13 protein-coding genes are annotated in these 13,818 nt (G+C 44.3%); 8 read left to right on the forward strand and 5 right to left on the reverse strand.

Features of this window, described 5'->3' with window-relative positions:
- The first annotated feature begins 350 nt into the window (after nt 1–350).
- The 5 genes from ACMXYU_RS10915 (at nt 351) to ACMXYU_RS10935 (ending at nt 5,855) form a co-directional block, all read left to right on the forward strand.
- The gene (locus ACMXYU_RS10915) at nt 351–1,379 is read left to right on the forward strand and encodes a GGDEF domain-containing protein (protein WP_415898663.1); all 1,029 of its coding nucleotides are present in this window, start codon (nt 351–353) and stop codon (nt 1,377–1,379) included.
- A 383-nt stretch (nt 1,380–1,762) separates the two neighbouring features.
- Nucleotides 1,763–2,530, forward strand: a complete 768-nt coding sequence (gene modA, locus ACMXYU_RS10920) for a molybdate ABC transporter substrate-binding protein (protein ID WP_415898664.1) — start codon at nt 1,763–1,765, stop codon at nt 2,528–2,530.
- A gap of 3 nt (nt 2,531–2,533) precedes the next feature.
- A complete protein-coding gene (modB, locus tag ACMXYU_RS10925; RefSeq protein ID WP_415898665.1) occupies nt 2,534–3,232 on the forward strand; it encodes a molybdate ABC transporter permease subunit in 699 nt (232 codons plus the stop codon).
- Complete coding sequence (gene modC / locus ACMXYU_RS10930) at nt 3,225–4,310, forward strand: molybdenum ABC transporter ATP-binding protein ModC (RefSeq protein ID WP_415898666.1); 1,086 nt, start codon at nt 3,225–3,227, stop codon at nt 4,308–4,310. Before modB ends, modC begins: the two co-directional genes overlap by 8 nt.
- Before the next feature lie 81 nt (nt 4,311–4,391).
- Nucleotides 4,392–5,855 carry an HD-GYP domain-containing protein gene (locus ACMXYU_RS10935; RefSeq protein ID WP_415898667.1) on the forward strand — a complete coding sequence of 488 codons (1,464 nt, stop codon included), beginning with the start codon at nt 4,392–4,394 and terminating at the stop codon, nt 5,853–5,855.
- Between the two features lie 13 nt (nt 5,856–5,868).
- Here the strand turns inward: ACMXYU_RS10935 and ACMXYU_RS10940 are convergent, their stop codons facing one another.
- Together ACMXYU_RS10940 and ACMXYU_RS10945 are read right to left on the reverse strand one after the other, a co-directional pair.
- Nucleotides 5,869–6,954, reverse strand: coding sequence for a DUF1835 domain-containing protein (locus ACMXYU_RS10940; RefSeq protein WP_415898668.1), 1,086 nt, complete (start codon nt 6,952–6,954; stop codon nt 5,869–5,871).
- 72 nt (nt 6,955–7,026) lie between these two features.
- Nucleotides 7,027–7,560: a DinB family protein gene (locus ACMXYU_RS10945; protein WP_415898669.1), complete on the reverse strand. Its 534-nt coding sequence runs from the start codon at nt 7,558–7,560 to the stop codon at nt 7,027–7,029.
- Nucleotides 7,561–7,664: 104 nt separating this feature from the next.
- On the opposite strand from ACMXYU_RS10945, the gene ACMXYU_RS10950 reads away from it, so the two are divergent.
- Nucleotides 7,665–8,936, forward strand: coding sequence for a glycosyltransferase (locus ACMXYU_RS10950; RefSeq protein WP_415898670.1), 1,272 nt, complete (start codon nt 7,665–7,667; stop codon nt 8,934–8,936).
- A 58-nt stretch (nt 8,937–8,994) separates the two neighbouring features.
- Nucleotides 8,995–10,161 carry a chromate efflux transporter gene (gene chrA / locus ACMXYU_RS10955; RefSeq protein ID WP_415898671.1) on the forward strand — a complete coding sequence of 389 codons (1,167 nt, stop codon included), beginning with the start codon at nt 8,995–8,997 and terminating at the stop codon, nt 10,159–10,161.
- Nucleotides 10,162–10,230: 69 nt separating this feature from the next.
- On the opposite strand, the gene ACMXYU_RS10960 is transcribed toward chrA, so the two are convergent.
- On the reverse strand, nt 10,231–10,740 hold the full coding sequence (locus ACMXYU_RS10960; RefSeq protein ID WP_415898672.1) for a GNAT family N-acetyltransferase: 510 nt from the start codon (nt 10,738–10,740) through the stop codon (nt 10,231–10,233).
- A gap of 117 nt (nt 10,741–10,857) precedes the next feature.
- Nucleotides 10,858–12,216, reverse strand: coding sequence for a glutathione-disulfide reductase (gene gorA / locus ACMXYU_RS10965; RefSeq protein ID WP_415898673.1), 1,359 nt, complete (start codon nt 12,214–12,216; stop codon nt 10,858–10,860).
- Between the two features lie 175 nt (nt 12,217–12,391).
- On the opposite strand from gorA, the gene xthA reads away from it, so the two are divergent.
- Nucleotides 12,392–13,207 carry an exodeoxyribonuclease III gene (gene xthA / locus ACMXYU_RS10970; RefSeq protein WP_415898674.1) on the forward strand — a complete coding sequence of 272 codons (816 nt, stop codon included), beginning with the start codon at nt 12,392–12,394 and terminating at the stop codon, nt 13,205–13,207.
- Between the two features lie 48 nt (nt 13,208–13,255).
- On the opposite strand, the gene ACMXYU_RS10975 is transcribed toward xthA, so the two are convergent.
- Nucleotides 13,256–13,693, reverse strand: coding sequence for a BLUF domain-containing protein (locus ACMXYU_RS10975; RefSeq protein ID WP_415898675.1), 438 nt, complete (start codon nt 13,691–13,693; stop codon nt 13,256–13,258).
- Nucleotides 13,694–13,818: the final 125 nt, after the last annotated feature.

Consider the following 13,818-nt stretch of genomic DNA (forward strand, 5'->3'; position numbering starts at 1 on the left):
CAACGGTTCCAGTTACGAATCTAGCTCGAGTATTCCCCTTTTTAAACTTTGTTTATATATCAGCCACTTAGTACTCAATACCAGAGTACATAGGCAATCCCCACCAATAGAAAAAAGAAATAAATTTAAATTTGCCGCAGAATTTCTTGAAGATTTAATAACCTCTGCCGATACTACTTTCAAAGGAATTAGGCCTCAGTAAGGGATTTTTTCTTCCTCAGCGGTTCCCAAATTCAAACAGTTGTTTTAAAGTTACTGAGTTGCCGATCAAAATATGAATTGTATTGATTATCATTTACAATCATGTATGTAGTAGCGTTCGTTCAACCAGATAAAGCGATAGGGGAAGTATGAAGTTCGCTGAAAATAACAATCAAGCTGCCGAGTATCTTCGCCAGGCAGTGCCATTAATGGTTAAGCACAATATACCGCCAAACCCGCTTAATTATGCTCTGTGGTATACCTACGTAAGTGATCGTGTACCTGAGCTAAATGTGCAACTTGATAAGACCCTAACGACATACGGAACGTGTCCTACTATGCTCAGCGAACAGTTGTTCCGCGAGCATATGATCAAAGATGATATTAATGGTGCTGAGGATATTCAGGCCAATCTGATCAGCCTTATTAACGACCTTCATGAGCATGCAGGTAATGCTGCAGAGAAAACTGAAGATTTCAGTAATGTTCTTGAAGAAAGCTTAGAAGCACTCCACCAGCAAGAAGATGGTGAAGCTAGCCTACCAATTGAATCCATTATTCATGCTCTTTCTGACCATACGAAATCGGTTAGCGAAACAGCTCGTCTATTTCAAGAAAGAATGAATGAAGCACAAGCTGAGATTCAATCGCTAAAAGAAGAGCTAAACAAGACCCGTCAAGACGCAAGAGTTGACCCACTCACGAACTTATTCAACCGCCGCGCATTTGATGCAGAGATAAGTCAATTAGTGGGTGTGAATGATCAAAGTTTAGTGCACTCCTTTATTCTTGTTGATATAGATCACTTTAAACGCTTTAACGACACTTACGGTCACCTCATGGGCGATAAAGTGTTGCAGTATGTTGGTAAACTACTAAAAGAAGTTTGCCCAGAGCCAATGTTGCCAGTTCGCTTTGGTGGTGAAGAGTTTGCAGTATTAATGCCTCAAACCGATAAAGAAACTGCGGCTGAGCTTGCTGAACAAGTACGCCAAAAAATTCAAGCGATCCGAATTAAGCAGAAAAAGTCTGGTGAAATTATCAGCTCTATTACTGCATCATTTGGTGTTTCCCAACTTACCGTTGGCGAAACCTCTGAGCAACTGATTGAACGTACCGATAAAGCGCTTTACCAAGCAAAAGATAGCGGCCGTAACCAGGTTGTTATCTCCTCGTAAGATTTGAGTACACCTCATTCGCTGGAAAAAAGGTAAGTAGGAGCTACGTTGTAGCTCCGAACCCCCCAGCCTCTAAATTATCTTCCAATCCATCATTCTGCATTTTGATTCACTAATTTTTAGCTGTTTATCCGATAATTCAGCTGCAAAAGCTAAAATCAATGACCGTTCAAAAGTATTTTAGCCTTATGCACAATTAGAAAAATAGCAATCAAAATCAAATTTCTACATAAGCTTGGTAAATTAAGATTAAACAAAACTCCATATATATAAATCAGTCATTTTAAAATTGTATAATTTCATACCTTCGCTTTATCTCAGCCCCGCAGTTGTATAGCATATTCCCCATCTTCCTAAGCTTGGTTAGTCTTGGATACGCCTTAATGAAGTCTAAGGTTTTATTTTTCTTATCTTGTTTTTACTTCACATCAGTTCAAGCAGAAGACAGAATTCACATTTTTGCAGCTACTTCTCTAACAGCACCATTAGAAGAGCTGTCCGTCAATTTCAGAGATAAATACCAGCACCTTCCAGCATTGACCTTTGCTTCTTCCTCGGTACTGGCAAGACAAATTACTCAAGGCGCCCCTGCTCATCTGTATATTGCAGCCAATAAACGCTGGATGGATTATGTTGAACAACAAGGCTCAATCCAGCCAAGCACTCGGCAGGCTCTAATCAGCAACAGGCTTGTTATTGTTGGAAACAAAGATCACGTAATTGCTCCGTTCCAATTCTCCGAAACAATTAAAATTGATCATCTGATTGATAAACATTCACGCATTGCTATTGGCGATACTAACCACGTCCCTGTGGGTATCTATGCCAAAGAGGCTCTGAAATCTGCGAACCTCTGGCAAGAGTGGCAAAGCTATTTTGCCCCCACTAACAGCGCGCGTTCAGCACTGGCTTTGACTGAACGAGGTGAGACACCGATGGGAATTCACTACAAATCCGACATTGTAGATAAACCTCAACTCAACATCTTGAGTGAGATCCCAGAGGTAATGCACAGCCCAATAGTCTATGAGATTGCTAAAATTAAGGGTAAAGATAATGCTAGCATCTCATTATTTTATGAATTTCTATTTAGCGAAGAGGCAAGCAAAGTTTTTAAACGTTACGGTTTCAAAACGCTGCAAGAAAACTAATCCATGTTCATAACAGAATACGAGTGGGCCGCCCTATTACTGAGTTTAAAAGTATCACTCACTTCTGTTCTGTTTAGCTTACCCGTTGCTATTGGCGTTGCTTGGATACTTGCTCGGAAAAAATTCCCGGGTAAGACCTTATTAGATGGTATTGTTCATCTGCCCTTAGTACTGCCGCCTGTCGTTATTGGTTATCTCTTACTAATTGGTTTTGGCCGCCAAGGCTGGCTTGGCAAACCACTTTATGAACTGACAGGACTAAGTTTCAGCTTTAGTTGGCAAGGTGCAGCATTGGCCGCTGCCGTCGTTGCATTCCCGTTGATGGTGAGAGCTATAAGGCAAGGCTTCGAAGCAGTTAATCCGAAGCTTGAATATGCAGCCAGAACCTTAGGTTCCTCACCCATTAAAGTCTTTTTTACCATCACGCTGCCATTAACACTGCCCGGCATTTTAACGGGAATCATTCTGGGGTTTGCCCGTTCGCTGGGTGAGTTTGGGGCCACAATCACGTTTGTATCCAATATCCCCGAAATTACACGAACGATCCCTCTGGCAATGTACTCCTTTATTGAAACGCCAGGGGCGGAAGTCCAAGCGGCTCGATTATGTGCCATCGCTATATTCATCGCCCTAGCATCCCTCTTAGCTTCTGAATGGCTAACTAGAAAAGCGAAACAGAAACTAGGGGGATCGCATGCTTAAAGTTGCCTTAGACACCCAATTGGGTGATCTCAATATGGAATGTGACTTTGAACTGCCTCGCAGCGGTGTGACCGTCATTTTTGGGCGATCAGGCGCGGGAAAAACCAGTCTGATTAACTATATATCGGGCTTACTTAAACCCCATAAAGGCCGTATTTCCTTAAACGGGCGTGACCTTACCAATACTGAAACCAAACGTTTCCTTCCACCTGAGAAGCGAAGTATCGGCTATGTATTCCAAGAAGCCCTCCTATTCCCGCACTACAGTGTTCAAGGCAATCTACTGTACGGTTCGGAATACACTCCAGAAGATGAGAAATTCCAAAGCGTAGTTGAGATGCTGGATATTCAAGCGCTACTGCGACGCTTGCCTAACACCTTGTCTGGCGGTGAGAAGCAGCGTGTTGCAATCGGGCGTGCCCTGCTTTCCGATCCAGGCTTACTGTTGATGGATGAACCTTTAGCCTCACTCGATCTACCACGTAAGAAAGAGCTATTACCCTACTTGGCAAAACTAGCGAAAGAGGTCGAGTTACCCATTCTGTATGTCACTCATAGCCTAGAAGAGATTATCCAGCTAGCTGATTACTTGGTTTTGCTAGAACAAGGGAAGATTCTGCAGTTTGGTAACGTTGAAGAGGTTTGGTCGTCGGAACAGATGCGTCCGTGGCTATCCGGTGATACCCGCAGCTCTCTATTCAACGCTACCCTAGACCATCATCACCCTAAGCATGCAATGTCTTGCTTGAACATATCCCACAGTACTCAGCTGTGGATGCGAGCCTTAGATATACCTCCAGGTACGGCCTTACGTGTACGTATTAAAGCTAACGATGTGTCTTTATCTAAAGAGCAACCCCAGCAAACCAGTATTCGTAACATACTACCCGCTACAATCATGCAGATTGATGAAGAGTCGTCGCATCAGATAGAGGTGGTACTCAATATAGGAGGCTGCAAGCTATGGTCACATATAACTTGTTGGGCGTTAACGGAACTTAATCTCAAGGTTGGGGACAAAGTATATGCTCAAATCAAAGGTATTAGCGTAACCCAAGAAGATTGGTCTGGACTGTGACGGATTAATTTTTAACGCTCACTCAATATTACGACGTGATGTTAATTTTATTGTCTTATCAATTTCGTGTTTAATGGACTGATGACTACAACAAAGCGCACCATAATCCACTACTTGATCGCAATGACGCTGTTCTCCATCTATGGCGTTCAGGTATGTCCGTTCTTAGATTCTCTAACCACCGCGCAACTGCTCTTGCCCATATTAGTGACGTTTATTATACAGGGCAGCCTTAGATACCTGCTTGAAGGGCAGATTCAAAAGCAGCCGTTAAAAACCAAAGTTAGCTTCCAGTTCAAAGTCGATCTTGGTTTATTCATCGGTTGCTCAATTCTACTTGGCCTGTTCAACACACTGATTTATGAATTTCCGTTTGAAAGCGCGGGCAAAGTGTTAGTCGGCATGGGCGTACTGGGTTACCTAATCTCTTGTGATTTAGCCCTATTCAAAGAACATAAGCTAGCTCAATGCTTACAAGCACAGAAAGAACATTTAGAGCCTGATAGCTCGCCCTACCCGCTCACAAAAAAATTCACTTGGTTTGCCACTATCTGTGCTATCTCAGTGATTGGCGTAGTTTTCTTGGTAATTAATAAAGACTTGGAGTGGCTAATCCACACAGGTGATAGCATTCCTCTAGAAACCTCTCAGCGCTACATCCTGACGGAGATAGTGTTTGTCGTCGGTGTAGTCATGGCATATATCTTAACTATCATTTTAGGCTACGCGCGTAACCTCAAGTTCTTTATTCAAGCCGAAAACAGTACGCTCGAACAGGTATCCCTAGGCGAGTTAAATACAGAAGTGCCGGTTACCACCAATGATGAATTTGGTTTGATGGCACTGCATACCAACCAGATGATCAGCTCACTTGCGCAACGTACACGCGAGCTAAACGTGACACGTGATGCCAGTATCTTAGGTTTAGCCAGCTTAGCTGAAACCCGCGATAACGAAACCGGCGGGCATATATTACGTACCCAAAACTATGTGCGCGCTTTAGCCATTAAGTTACGCCAAAATCCTAAGCACACTGATTATCTAACGTCAGAAACAATCGATCTTCTATACAAATCAGCACCACTACACGATGTTGGTAAAGTTGGTATTCCAGATAGCATCCTACTAAAACCAGGTAAGCTGACTGATGAAGAGTTCGACATTATGAAGCAGCACCCGCAGATTGGGGCAGATGCTTTAGAAGTCGCTGAGAACCAATTGGGTAGTAACTCTTTCTTAAGGATTGCTCGTGAAATTAGCTTAACCCATCACGAGAAGTGGGACGGCAAAGGCTACCCTAACGGCTTACAGGGCGAGGAGATCCCACTCTCAGGTCGCCTAATGGCCGTAGCTGATGTCTATGATGCCCTTATATCTAAACGCGTCTACAAACCTGCATTCAGTCACGAAAAGGCTAGAGATATTATCGTTGAAGGTAAAGGCAATCACTTTGATCCAGAAGTGGTCGAAGCCTTCTTAGACTTAGAAACCGAGTTTAAAGAGATTGCCGCACAATATAGCGATGAGAATACCGTTGCCGCATAAGCTCTACATAAGCTTATGCGTGTAACGAAAACTGCTTGTGCTGTTGGTCCCACAGCCATAGGTTATCATCCGTGATCTCGACACCTCCTCGCCATAATCCATAATGATTTCCTTGCTGCCAGTGCCTTATACCTTGTAGCGCCTCAGCACCTGCGGCAGTCAGGGAATAAACCGCTGGCTCACCTTCAGTCACACTCACGTAAGGTTCTTCCGCCCTGATCAAGCGATCCAGCTCATGTTTGACCGATAAGTCCCCCATAAATGGATCCACTTCTAATCGCTGTAGATGATGGAAAATTCGCTGAAAAGTCGCCGGGCCTGACAGTATTTCGTAATAACGACTTTGCGCTGTCACACCTTCTGGTAGTCTGCCATGCTGTTCCAGCAAAGCTAGATGTACTTCCAAGGCGGGCAGCTCATCCGGCGCTTTTAAAAGCGTCAGAAGAAGATAGGTCTGAGTTAAAGTTAAACCCGTTTCTAAAGCTGGAAACTCGCAGCAAAAGCGCCTTAATGCCTTTTGCATATAAGGCCAGCCTGCAACTGGTTCAGCTGCATATTCGGCTAATCGTTCAGGGCTAGCAGCGGTTAGAGCAGACCAGATATCAGTAGCTAATTTGAGTTGCTCTATTGTGAGTGGCTTTCGACCCGGATAGAGGCCAACCAACATCTCCGGGGTGAGATTACCGAAGCCATGAAAGAAAGGAACTAAAGGGTGATCATCAATACAGATGATAGAAAGCTTCTGTAATTGATCGAACTGTGAATAGAGGTGCTGACAAACATCTAACAACTGCAGTTGATCGTAGAGATCATGCTCGAACCAGAGAACAATTTCATCGAAATCTGCTACACGCGCTAAAACTTGATCACGCTCGTTAAAGTCTTTGGTCACAAGCGCTTTGGGATCATCAAGTTCCAGATCACTGTTAACTAATAGCTCGGCTAAAAAATTAATCCGCGCCTCGCGATTTAAGGTAGGTTGGCTTAAAACTGGGCCATCATGTAACAGGTCTCGCCAACACAATACTTCGCCATCAATGCCTTCTGCTTCCTGCAGCATATCCCCGGCGCAATCGCCATTTGTGATATGTAACTTCACTCTCTACTCCTTGAATGCTTAATCAGTGCCCCTAAACCTGATTTACAGCATAAGCGATTTTAACCTATAACGTTAGGCTTCTGGGATAACCGCAAGTAGATCAGTAACCGCCAGATCGAGCCCCTTTTGGCTCAGCATCGTACTCACCTGCCCGCGGTGATGGGTTTGATGGTTAAAGAAATGCTGCATTAGATAGCCAAAACGCTTTTCAAACTTATTACCCTGCATATTGCAGTAAACCAAGGAGTGATTCAGATCATACACTTCGATCTCATCGCATAATTCGACAATGGCACGATCAAGCAAGTAACGCGCATCACGCAGTTCTTCAAAATCGGAATAAACGACCGTGCTTAGTTTGGCTGGGCGCTCCATCGCTCTTACTTCTTCTAAACTTTTGTAAGCTGATGGGTGATCGGCAAAACGTTTTAACCAGATAATATCGCCCACCAAAATATGGTTAAGCGTAGCTAAAATAGACCCAAAAAAAGCTCCCTGATCTTTACTAACTTCTCCCTCTTCAAGCTCGCTTGCGGCTTCGTAGATACTTTCATTCATCCATTGGTTATAACGAGCCATCAGCTCAAACTGGTCTTTCAGTGTCATAGTTCCTCCTTAGAATTCATCCATTTAAACAGCAAAAGATGACAACTTATAGAAACCTTACAAATAAAAGGTAGAATGCTGTTTTTTCTTTTCAGGTTAATCTTATGCTTAACGTTCTAGTGATCGGCTATGTCTGGCCAGAACCCAATTCTTCTGCTGCCGGAACGCATATGCTTTCACTGTTACGCCTTTACAAACAGCAAGGCTGGGAGGTCACCTTTGCCAGCCCAGCACAAACTACAGAGCATATGATCAACCTAGATGATGAAGGCATTGCTCACTGTAACATCCAACTTAACAGTGACTGCTTCGATCAGTTCGTCAGTGACCTCAATCCCGATATCGTGATGTTCGACCGTTTTATGATGGAAGAACAGTTTGGCTGGCGAGTGGAAAAAAACTGCCCTAATGCCCTACGCATTTTGGATACTGAAGATCTGCAATGTCTGCGTAATGCTCGTCATCAAGCCGTTAAGCAAAACCGCGAGATGACGCTAACAGATCTATACTCTGATCTAGCCAAACGAGAGATCGCAGCGATCTATCGTTCCGATCTTTCGCTCATCATCTCCGATTACGAAATAGAGCTTTTAAAAAACCAGTTCTCGGTACCAGAGCAACAGTTCCATCATCTGCCTTTTATGCTTGATCTGGATAAGCTGCCACATCAGGTTCCATGCTTTGAAGAGCGCGCTCACTTTATGATGATTGGAAACTTCCGCCATGCGCCTAATTGGGATTCTGTGCTGGAGATGCAAAGACTGTGGCCGCAGATACGCCAGCGCCTAAAAGAACGCGGCGAAACTGATGCTGAGCTGCATATATGGGGATCTTACCCACCACCTAAAGCCACAGCGTTAAACAACCCTAAAACTGGCTTCCTTATCAAAGGGTGGGCAGAAGATGCCTACGATACATTTAAGTCAGCCCGCGTTTGCCTTGCCCCGCTACGTTTTGGCGCTGGTATAAAAGGTAAGTTACTGGATGCAATGGTCTGCGGCACGCCAAGCATAACTACATCTATAGGTAGTGAAGGAATGCTATCCGATCCGAGCCAATGGCCAGGAGCGATTGCTGATAACGATGACGCCTTTATCGAAGCCGCGGTAGAGCTATATCTAGATCAGCAAGCATGGCAATGCGTTCAGCAAAATAATAAAGCACTGCTACAAGATAGATACGATGGTAACCAAACTGGACCTGCTCTGATTTCACGTGTTAAAGCGCTGTTGGAAAACCTAGCGCAACATCGCCTACAAAATTTCACTGGGGCCATGCTTAATCATCACAGCCTTAAAAGCACCCAATATATGTCCCAATGGATAACGGCGAAAAATAAGCTGGAAAGTACGCTAGACAATCAAGAAAAGTCATAAACTTGTCACAGTGCTGCTTTACTCTGCTAAGATTTTTTAGATGAGTAAAGGACAGAATATGGACAAGGTTTGGGAAGTCTTTTGGCGATTCCTATTATTGGGCTGCACCAGCTTTGGCGGCCCTGCTGCACATATCGGTTACTTTCAAAAAGCCTTTGTACAAGAAAAAAAATGGATCGATCAGGATTCCTACGCAAGGTTGGTTGCCCTTAGTCAATTTCTACCTGGGCCAGGTTCAAGCCAAGTGGGGTTTGCTTTGGGCCTAAGACAAGCGGGCCTTTACGGCGGTATTGCTGCATTCCTTGGTTTTACGTTGCCCTCGTTCCTGATTCTCTATCTGCTTGCCACAACCGATACACAAAATAGCGGTAGCTTTCTTACCGGTGCCGTTCATGGCCTCAAACTATTAGCTGTTATTGTGGTTGCTGATGCAACGCTGAGTATGCAACGCAATTTCTGCAAAGATAACCAATCACTCAGCATTGCTATCTTCACCGCTGCGGCTCTTCTCATCGCCCCCTCATTGTGGACGCAAATGGCCGTACTGCTTATTGCGGCGGCTGTAGGTATCTACCTCAAAAAGGCGGAACTGACTTCAACTGATAAAAAATCAGAAGAAGAAATTAACAAAACAGAACAACCGGCAAAACTGCCGTTAATCATCTTCGGCCTACTGTTTATTCTGATGCCTCTATTTGCCCTTGTTTCTGACTGGGCAGCCCTGTTTAACGCGTTTTACCAAGCAGGCAGTTTAGTATTTGGTGGCGGCCATGTTGTCTTGCCACTTCTGCAACAAACCCTTGGCGAAGCAGTAGATCCAGACCGTTTTGTCGTCGGTTATGCTGCAGCTCAAGCGATCCCCGGCCCGATGTTTACCCTTGCAACTTTCCTTGGTGCGGATATGCAGAGTAATGCAGCACTTCTGGGTGCTATCGTTGCAACACTCGCTGTTTTTCTACCGGGTTTTTTACTGGTACTGAGCTTACAAGGTGCATGGGAGTCATTAGCGGCGAAACCTAAAATTGCAGGTGCCGTTTGGGGTATCAATGCAGCCGTTGTAGGTTTGCTGCTTTCGGCTTTGTATCAACCAGTCTTTGTCACCAGCGTAACTTCTGGATTAGATATGGCATTGGTGATTATTGGCTTCTTTACCTTACAAAAATTTAAGCCGCCGATACTGGCGCTAGTCGCAGGGTTTGCAATGGCTGGATGGGCTTTCTTCTAACTAGCATCTTTGTAAACAAAAGATTATTCGATATACGGCTGGCTTTTAGAGGGTAAAGCTCAGCCTAAATCAAAATTGTTTCTCCACCTCAAGTTCGTATGTCATAAATTTACTTCCCATAAGCTCGCTCTCGTATACATTTTTCGACAACTTCTTTAAAAATTTATATTCAGGTCGCGTGTGAAGGAAATGAATAAAGATCGTTTTATGGCCAAGCTCTTTAGCCCAGCGCATGATTTCACGAAATATCTGTTTTCCTATACCCCAAAAGCTATCGTCGATGACGATAGCTATCTCATATTTGCCTTCTTCCAACTGAATGCCACACCATCCTGCTAGCGTGTTCTTAACTTTAATCGCTCTAACCCTGCAACCTTCAGCAGCATCAACCTCAATTTTGCCCTGAATCCAATCAGTCACCATCTCAAGATCAAACAGCTCATGACCAATAAGATGCTCCCGCGTCGATCGCTTATTTAACACCGGCAAAAACTCTAGCGGCTCAATATCGGTGAATTTTACGTATTCCAAATAATGCATATGACCTTCAATTTTCAACCAACTCGGTGAAGCTGACACAGTTTAATCTTTCGAAAAGTTAGATGAAGTTCTTCAATGATTCTATGTAATACAGTTTAGTTACAAAAAAGCCGATGTATTTAACATCGGCTTTGGTTTTTTCCGTAGAGGGGAAATTTAGTTTGAACTTGGTTCACGCATAGTGACAAACTCTTCAGCAGCGGTTGGGTGGATACCAATCGTGCTATCGAAGACCTCTTTAGTTGCACCTGCTTTAAGAGCGATACCGATACCTTGGATGATCTCACCCGCATCTGGGCCAACCATGTGAACACCTAGTACCTTACGGCTATCTGCATCCACCAGCATCTTCATAAAGGTACGCTCTTCGCTGCCGCTGATGGTATGTTTCATCGCGCGGAATTCAGATTTGTACACTTCAATATTGTCGTACTGTTCACGTGCTTGCTCTTCGCTTAAGCCGACAGTGCCGATATTAGGCTGACAGAACACAGCAGTTGGGATTAGATCGTAATCTACTTTCTGGTTTGCACCGGCATATAGGTTACGTACTAGCGCCATACCCTCTGCAAGCGCAACCGGCGTTAGCTGAACACGGTCGATTACATCACCTACAGCGTAAACAGATGGCACATTAGTCTGGAACTCATCGTTAACCACGATAGCGCCGTTTTTGCCTTGTTCGATGCCCAGCTCTTCAAGACCCAAGCCCTGAACCTTAGGGTTACGGCCTGTTGCATACATGATCTGATCTGCTTCAATTACAGAGCCATCAGTCATGGTCGCAAGCAGTGAACCATCGGCTTGTTTCTCAATCGATTCAATGTTGTTGTTAAACTGTAAATCCACGCCTTTCTTCGCTACTTCTTTGGCAGTGAATTCACGGATCTCGTTATCGAAACCACGTAGGAACAGATCACCACGGTAAGCCAAAGTTGTTTGCGCACCTAAGCCTGCAAAGATGCCAGCAAACTCAACTGCGATATAACCACCACCTACAATCAATGCGCGCTTAGGAAACTCTTCTAAATAGAACACTTCGTTAGAGCTAATGATGTGCTCTTTACCCGGAATATCCGGAATATTCGGCCAGCCACCTACAGCAACCAGAATACGCTCAGCAGTGTATTGCTTATCACCAACAGCAACCGTGTGCGCATCGACCAACGTTGCGCGACCGTTAATCAACTCACAACCCGAGTTCACCAATAGTTTTTGGTAGATACCGTTTAGACGCTCAATCTCTTTAGTTTTATTGTCACGAAGGGTTGGCCAATCAAACTCCATACCTTTGTGAGTTAAACCAAAACCAGCCGCTTCTTCAAAGCTTTCTGCGTAGTGAGATGCGTATACAAATAGCTTTTTAGGTACACAACCTACGTTTACACAAGTGCCGCCAAGGTGGCGATCTTCTGCAATGGCAACTTTAACACCCATGCCTGCTGCCATACGTGCCGCACGTACACCGCCTGAACCCGCACCAATTACAAATAGATCAAAATCGTATTCCGCCACAATCGGCTCCTTTTCTTGTGTCAATCTTTAATGTGCTCACTGTACTTAAACCAGTATATGAAGGCTAATAAAGAAAGTTAAACATCCCAATAGAATTTACTAATTCATTATGAGTATCCATCCGGCAAAATGTTCACTAAAATCCATTTTTATTTTTGTTCAGGATTGCGGCCTTATGAAACTGATTTGCTTTAACGTTAACGGACTACGTTCCCGCCTTCACCAGCTACAAGCGGTTATCGATAAGTATCAGCCAGACGTTATTGGCCTGCAGGAAACTAAAGTGCACGACGAAGCCTTCCCAATGTCAGATGTTGAAGCGATGGGTTATCACGTAGAGATCCACGGACAAAAAGGTCACTACGGTGTTTGCCTGATCTCAAAAAAGCCATTAAGCAATGTCCAAAAAGGCTTCTTAACTGACGAAGAAGACGCTCAGCGCCGCATGATCATGGGTGACTACGAAACTGACGAAGGCAACGTAGTGACAGTTTTGAATGGCTACTTCCCTCAAGGTGAGAACATTGAGCATGAAGTTAAATTCCCAGCTAAGCGTAAGTACTATGCAGATTTACAGAGCCACTTAGAAACAAACTACACACCTGATCAAAACATTGTGGTGATGGGCGATCTAAACATCTCACCAGAAGATAAAGATATAGGTATTGGTGAGCCAAACCGTAAGCGTTGGTTAAAAACGGGTAAAGCCAGCTTCCAACCAGAAGAGCGTGAATGGTACGGTAAACTAACAGGCTGGGGCTTAACCGATTGCTTCCGTCATCAGAATCCAGATGAAGATCAGGTATTCAGCTGGTTTGATTACCGCTCTCGCGGTTTTGACGCTGAGCCAAAGCGCGGCCTGCGTATCGACGGTATTCTGCTAACAGCACCGCTTCTAGAAAAGTGCACTGACTCAGGCGTCGATTACGAAATTCGTGGCATGGAGAAACCATCTGACCATGCACCTATCTGGGCAGAGCTAAGCGTTTAATTCAGTTTTTTCGGGGCTGGTTTACAGAGCAAAAGTAAGCAGCCCTGTTTATGGCAGATCAAAAAACTTATCGTCCATCTCGCTAAACTCAACCAAAGCATCATGAGCAAGCTGACCATTCGGGTTAGATATTCTCAATAAGCGCTTCACCCGTTCATCTAGATGCTGGTAAGAGCATTCATCTCCTGTCCCTAAAAACCTAAAGCCCATCCGCCAACGGGAAAACTCGCGCTCTGCTAAATTATCATTGTTGTAGATGATATCCATATCTCGATGGCGCTTATCTGCTTTGATATCTGCGGCGATCTGCTTAATGGAGGCTTCCGGCCCTTCAAGCACTTGAAAGAACAATGGAGGATCAAACAGCAGCAAACCGGTTAGCTCCAAGCGCTTATTCTTCGCCCGAGACTGAACCATCAGCTCTCTCAAGCCTTCCAACGTAAATTCATCAACCTGATGACTGATGTAAACAAACTGATGTAGCATCCTTCACCTCAGTATCATTACCTCACAAAACTTTGGCTCCTTATAATCAGACTAGCTCAAGAACAATCTTCTGATAGCGACTTCTGTTAGAATAGCCCATCACTTTATCTTCCACCTTGAGTTAT

Origin of the sequence: Neptuniibacter sp. QD48_11, from assembly GCF_047778095.1 — a bacterium.
Classification (GTDB): Bacteria; Pseudomonadota; Gammaproteobacteria; order Pseudomonadales; family Balneatricaceae; genus Neptuniibacter.

Bases quoted from the DNA above. Each gene is read 5' to 3' on its own strand.
- ACMXYU_RS10935 (WP_415898667.1), top strand. From the start codon at position 4,392: ATGACTACAACAAAGCGCACCATAATCCACTACTTGATCGCAATGACG.
- modB (WP_415898665.1), top strand. From the start codon at position 2,534: ATGTTCATAACAGAATACGAGTGGGCCGCCCTATTACTGAGTTTAAAA.
- ACMXYU_RS10975 (WP_415898675.1), bottom strand. From the start codon at position 13,693: ATGCTACATCAGTTTGTTTACATCAGTCATCAGGTTGATGAATTTACG.
- chrA (WP_415898671.1), top strand. From the start codon at position 8,995: ATGGACAAGGTTTGGGAAGTCTTTTGGCGATTCCTATTATTGGGCTGC.
- modA (WP_415898664.1), top strand. From the start codon at position 1,763: ATGAAGTCTAAGGTTTTATTTTTCTTATCTTGTTTTTACTTCACATCA.
- xthA (WP_415898674.1), top strand. From the start codon at position 12,392: ATGAAACTGATTTGCTTTAACGTTAACGGACTACGTTCCCGCCTTCAC.
- ACMXYU_RS10945 (WP_415898669.1), bottom strand. From the start codon at position 7,560: ATGACACTGAAAGACCAGTTTGAGCTGATGGCTCGTTATAACCAATGG.
- modC (WP_415898666.1), top strand. From the start codon at position 3,225: ATGCTTAAAGTTGCCTTAGACACCCAATTGGGTGATCTCAATATGGAA.
- ACMXYU_RS10915 (WP_415898663.1), top strand. From the start codon at position 351: ATGAAGTTCGCTGAAAATAACAATCAAGCTGCCGAGTATCTTCGCCAG.
- ACMXYU_RS10950 (WP_415898670.1), top strand. From the start codon at position 7,665: ATGCTTAACGTTCTAGTGATCGGCTATGTCTGGCCAGAACCCAATTCT.